Genomic DNA, 5,414 nt, shown 5'->3' with positions numbered 1-5,414 from the left:
GTCCCTGACCCTCAGCCTGCCGTTGCTTGCCAGCGACAATCTAATGAGTCCCTAAAGCGCGAATTCACCGTTCTTAGCCACATTCCCGCTTCTTAGTTTTGTCAGTCAATCAGGAGACAACCCAAAAGTTTTGGATCTGGGCTTGCTTTACTTCCAACCTCTGCTAGGCTGCAAGATATTAGGATAATTTGAGGGCAAAAGTCCGACGATGGAACGAGGTCTCTTGTGGTTGCCCCTCTTGGCAGCATTTATCTGGCTGGCTTGGCAAGGGTGGAACGAGTATCAAAAAGTTGAAGCATATCGCCGCTGGGCAGGGCAGTTTGAGCGGTCTAAGTATGATATCTATGCAGTGCTGGCTCAAAATGACAGTAATTTGACTTGGGGAAAACCCACGCGCAAAGGCCCGGTGGAGGTGCAGACATTTTCCCTGAATGATGTGCAAGCTATTCGGTTGCTGGTGGATGACAAGCAAGTTGACTTTGATTCACCGCCTAGTAAAGGTCGCGTTGCTTCGCTGGAATTTGTATTTCCACTTGCTGCTGTGAAAGTTCCTTTTACAGAAATCCCTCTGGCAGTGCAATGGGGAAAGTTTCTTCAGCAGGAATTAGAAAATATGGCAGAGGGTAACGGGTAGCAATTTTTGTACCGTAGCTGTAGGTATTAGACAATAGGGTTTGGGATTAGCGACTGGAAAATGGGGACTGGGAAAGACTCTTCCCAATTCCCCATTTCTCTAGCTTGGTTGCAAGCCGTGATTGTGAATGATAGTGCAGATCCTGCGAGTTTATGACTGCGGCTCCAGAGGAGTTTGGAGCCGCAGTCACAGCAGCAGCATGGGCAGATCAAGCGCTCCAGAACTACTCGAACGTTTCGAGTTAGATGTATTGTTGAGCGTGCAATGTCTGAAGATAACGGCTACGCTTTAATCCGGAAAATTGACAGATGATGCCAGAGATGAAGATTGTAAACAAGCTCTCCTAGCAGGGTTCTAAATGCACGGTTGCGAGCCTATCGAACCTGCCAATTTAGTTGCATTAGTTGCGAAACTTGCTGGATGTAATACAAAGGGGAGTTGTGATTTTTGAGTGACAAATTATTGGTTTGTAACTCCTGACTCTTGACGTGTTTTTGGGTGCTAAAATACAATTGCTTTATCAGGGTCTGAAGAAGCTTCCTGCATACGCGGACATACAGCTGTAAACACTGGAATTGCCAATTGGCAACCTTGCCATCCAGCTTGAACTGAGACACCAAGAGTCTTACAACAGCCGCCTCTTCTTCCTATTGGATCGTAAAATTGACAGTACCGACAGGCTGAAACTGGAGAGTTTAAGGTGTTCATAAAAGCGTTTCCGTAAAAAAAAAATCACAAGTTCGATTGGTCTGTCTTTAATTAGTATGCAAGTAATTTTTTACAAGTAGCTATAAGTTGTACAGTTTCAACTTAAAACATTGCATTTCATCACAAAAAGTGATTAAGTTAGGTAACTCAATAGTGGTAGTTTACTGCAACGAAAGTTAAGCGATAGCAACATTCTTCTCGTTTCCGGTATCAGTCTGGAAACGCTTTTCAAGGGAAGATCGCCTCCTATAAAGCAATACAGTTCTCTTAAGAATATTTGTTGGAACGAAAGCCAAGACCCATAAGCACTTGTTGGTTGAGGTTATTACGGCCCAACCTATAAAGGCTAAACATCTAAACCCGGCAATTTTATTGGGTGAGGTTGCAAGGACTCAACCTACAACTAAAGCCCCATCCCTATTAAGGGTGGGGTTAGGGAGAGGTATAAATGATCTATTTTCAAGTCAGAGTCTCCTATTAGGCATTCTCCAGGCTTAAGCCGGGGAATGAGGCACAAAAATGACTGCGAGTTGCCTTTTTTATAGAGAATTAAGTTTTTCAATCGCCGCAATCGGCAATAATAAAGTATCTTCAATATGTGATCGCACGGCGGGTGTCACTTCACAATCGCTATTTAAGCAATCTACAAGCAACTTATTGGCATCGTAGTATTGCCTCAACAAGTGCTTCTGCTGATTGCTGAACTGCCAATCGTAACTGGCATTATTATGTTCCACGATTGCGGCTGATAATAGCTCAGTCCAAGTTTGTCCCTGCGCTTGCCACCATGTCTTAAATCTTTGTAAACCTTTATCTGGATTAGGTAATTCAGCTTTGAGTTGTTGCAGGCTGCGCCGTAACTCGCGAGCGCGATCGCTATCCAAAGCCAGAGCAAAATCTATCGCACAATCTAGAACGCGATTAATCGCCCGATCCAGCGCATCAGTATTATTCAAACCAGAAGCATCGCGATTCAGAAAAAAGTCTAAGGCATAAGCAAAGTCATCATCCATCCCAACGTCACCGTCAATAGCTTGAGCAAGACAAAGGTAAAGTGGTAACGGAAAGAAAGGAACGGTAGGAAAAGAAAAGCTAACAGGGCCAATGCTCAGAGTAGAAGCCAGAGAATGGTCAAAGGCGCAAGCAAGGGAAAAGTAAAATGCTCGAATAGCCGCAGGTTGCTGGATATATTCGACTGAAAGAGTTTTCTTATTGATACATCTGAGTAATTCCTGTACCTTGTCATCAGAAGCTGCAATCGCATCGATTTTTTGCTTCATCAATTGCAGCAAATGGTCAGCATTCCGTAACATTCCTGTGGCCAGCAAAAACACTTCCCGCCAACGTTTTTCGCCAACATGATTAACCAAATGTTCCAAAGCTTGTGGATTAGAACTGGCAACAAATTGTCTCGCAGTCAAATACTCTTGAAAAGTTAAATGAGAAAACGAGTAAATTTGCCGCGCCCTCTCTACCAATAAACCATATTGAGACTCAATAGATTTCAGCACCGCTTCACTATCCAGGCGCAACGTCTCCGGATCGGACTGGGAATCGGGTAAAGTTCTCAAATAGTCTGCGATCAGTTGCTGGATTTTATTTTGTTCAAAAAAGTAATAACCTTGCTCAAAAGTGATAGCTGCAACTTGAGTCAGCAGCTTAATCTTGTGTGGCAAAGACAAATTTCGATAAACTTCATTTCGTTTAATGCCTTTAGCTTCATCTCGTTTAACAAGGAGAATATCTAATCCTTGCTCGTATAGATTGGAGCGTTTCGAGGGAAATTCCCCTTTCATCGCAAAAACTAAACAAGTCAAATTTAGTAAAATTGGCGTGACTGCTAGTTCTCGAATTTGTTTATTTTCTGGCCGCTTTAGCTTTTCTAGAAACCGATTTGCAGTAGCTAAACCTTCTGGGGGTGAACTTCTACCAACTTCTACAAACCACTTTTTTGAAAACGACTCAATCTGCTCTGGATTCAAATCTGCAATTTCCACTTCTGTGAATCCCGGCAATCGAGGAAACTGGGCAGCAATTCGACAAGAGATAATTAGCTGATTCTTGTAATACTTTTGGGAAAATCTGCGAATTTGTTTCAGAACTTCTTCGCTATTTGGGTGTTGAACTTCATCCAAACCATCTAGCAAAATTAAAGCTTTACCTTGCAAAAGCAAAGTTTCCACAATAGCCTCCGAAACTCCGCAGCTACCAAGTTCTTGGCTAATGTAGTTTACTAAACTGAAACTGCCTTCATCGCTGGCATCCTCAGCAAAATTTTTCAGCCTAATAAAAATTGGTATTCGGTATCCTTGAAACTCGCCTTTGTTACACTGAATAGCCACATATTTCAGAAATGTGGTTTTACCGGAACCCGGTTTACCCAGCACCATCAGCTTAGGATAACTTTCTACTGCCTCAAGCCCTAAAACTCTTGCTTGACGCACCCGACTCAAGCCAAAACGATCGAACTCGTCTGCATCTGGATTAAAGCCTTGCACCAAGTCCGAAATCTCCAACCAACGTTGGCTGGTGATCTCCTCTAGAATATTGACATCGATATAAATATTGTCTACGCCAACCCGTCGAGCAATATCCAACAGGCGCAGCGTACCGCACTGTTCTTGAATTTTGTCTCGGTAGAGCGATCGCACCTGCTCCACCAAAGTATCAATCTCCCAGCCATTGTTGCGAACATTCTCTATTTGCTCAGCTCCTTCACCTTTGATTGGATTGGCAATCTCTTCCCAATTGAGATCCAGCTGAAAGCAAAGTTCGATAAAGATCCGACGCTCCACAGGTTTGCCTGCCAAAAATCTCCCCACTGGCTGGCGAGTTCTTAACCCAACCTCAACAGCTAAATCTTCTTGCGTCCAGCCCTTGCGGGCAAAGGCTTGCCTTACGTGTTTGAGAGCTTGTGAAGAAACTTGAATAGAGCGTTTAGCCATAAATCAGAGGTCAACCCCTGTATTTTTTATATATTTTTTAGGCTACCATACTTTATTTTTTTAAATATACTGCGATTAATCTTAAGCTTCACTACGATGTTACAGCAATCTTTGTAAATAATTAATAATTCTAAAACAAATGCTACAAATCATACATGATTTGATTCTTTGTCCAAACTTTATTTCATACACGAATATTTTATGCTATGAGGCAATCTGTGGAGGAGAGTCTATGCAGCAAGTTGAAGAACCAGGCCCAGAGGTAGACAAACAATACTCCGTACAATCAGAATTTGCAAACCTAGAATCCATCTTTTTTTTTACACTGTAACTCAGCAATCTTACAGCTAACTCAATACCATTTTAGACGCAAATGAATCGCTAAAACGTACCTGCCATCAATAGACGGAAGAATAAAAAGAATATTTTTGTTTGAGGTAATCGTCTGACCAAAAATTGCCGAAGCAACAAAACCTCGTCTGATATTTATCAAGCCCATTGAAAATATTTTTCTCTTACTTAAACAAGAGTGGCTTGGCGGGTATAAGTTTTTACGAATATTACTAACAGTATTTACTACTTTAATCCTTTTATTATCGAACCGGAAGCTAAATTTACTCCAGTGGGTTACATTGAGGATCTGGGAAAGGAAGGAACTAAAGCATCGCCATCCAGATTTAAAAGTGCCAGCAAAAAAACTAACTGTAGTTGAAAATGAAGTTTAATAAAATTTGGAAGGTACATAAAATATTAGAAATAGACTACGAAGATACAAGGAATAATTATTTATACACATAAAATTTTTACTTGTTTCAAACTCGTTCTTTGGGATTTTAAAATATGAGCATAACACTTGTCAACGTAGCCTTGCCAATCGTAACTGATGAAATTGAAGCAACCTTAGATACTTATCCAGAAGATCCCTATCAAAAAGCTTTTGCTATTCCTGAGTTACGAGAAAAACTCATCGCTTATGTACTCAGCACAATTCCTAGCACTTACACAGTTGTTGAGGCAGGGTAAGAGCATCTTAATCAGGCTTGACACAAGGAATCAGAAGAATCTAAGGTAGGGTCAAGAAAACAAGAACTGAGAACTTGAATCATATAATCATCATCCATAGCGGC

General features: G+C 41.5%; 4 protein-coding genes. 2 read left to right on the top strand and 2 right to left on the bottom strand.

What is annotated here, in order from left to right; genetic code table 11:
- Positions 1 to 208 precede the first annotated feature (208 nt).
- Entirely contained in the window at positions 209 to 634 is a 426-nt protein-coding gene (locus tag H6F66_RS00280; RefSeq protein WP_190417092.1) for a hypothetical protein, read from the top strand.
- Positions 635 to 1,135: 501 nt separating this feature from the next.
- Here the strand turns inward: H6F66_RS00280 and H6F66_RS00270 are convergent.
- Both H6F66_RS00270 and H6F66_RS00265 read right to left on the bottom strand, forming a co-directional pair.
- Positions 1,136 to 1,342, bottom strand: a complete 207-nt coding sequence (locus tag H6F66_RS00270) for a hypothetical protein (RefSeq protein WP_190417087.1) — start codon at positions 1,340 to 1,342, stop codon at positions 1,136 to 1,138.
- A gap of 539 nt (positions 1,343 to 1,881) precedes the next feature.
- Positions 1,882 to 4,287, bottom strand: coding sequence for an NACHT domain-containing NTPase (locus H6F66_RS00265; protein WP_190417085.1), 2,406 nt, complete (start codon positions 4,285 to 4,287; stop codon positions 1,882 to 1,884).
- An 840-nt stretch (positions 4,288 to 5,127) separates the two neighbouring features.
- Between H6F66_RS00265 and H6F66_RS00255 the strand changes: the two genes are divergently transcribed.
- Positions 5,128 to 5,310 (top strand): hypothetical protein, encoded by a 183-nt coding sequence (locus tag H6F66_RS00255; RefSeq protein ID WP_190417082.1) that lies wholly within the window; start codon positions 5,128 to 5,130, stop codon positions 5,308 to 5,310.
- The last annotated feature ends 104 nt before the right edge of the window (positions 5,311 to 5,414 follow it).

The organism is Trichocoleus sp. FACHB-6 (genome assembly GCF_014695815.1).
GTDB classification, from domain to species: Bacteria; Cyanobacteriota; Cyanobacteriia; order Cyanobacteriales; family FACHB-T130; genus Funiculus; species Funiculus sociatus.
This window is presented reverse-complemented; position numbering and strand designations above follow the sequence as displayed.